Here is a 258-nt window from a genome sequence, read left to right on the forward strand (position 1 = left end):
GCTCTGCAACAATTCTTTTGTTTTCCTCAAGTCGTTCTTTAAGGCTTGAATGTTCTCTGTTTTGTTCTCGCTGTTTAACTTCTCGTTCAAGGTCAGCGATTCGTCGAGCTGCACTTTCAGTTCCCTGATAGTCCGGTCTTTCTGGTCGAGTTCTTCCTGCATCTGCTCTGTCAGCAGAAGCAACTCTTCCAGTTGATCGTCGCTCTTTGAGTTTCTTAATTCGTTCATCAATCAACCTTCCTTTCTCTAATTGCTGTT

The 258-nt window shown here is 43.4% G+C and carries 1 pseudogene; it reads right to left on the reverse strand.

Features of this window, described 5'->3' with window-relative positions:
- Positions 1–258 (reverse strand): annotated as a pseudogene (locus tag LI164_RS15810) (conjugal transfer protein); the annotation flags it as partial.

This window comes from Dorea sp. 210702-DFI.3.125 (genome assembly GCF_020560945.1).
GTDB classification, from domain to species: Bacteria; Bacillota; Clostridia; order Lachnospirales; family Lachnospiraceae; genus Dorea; species Dorea formicigenerans.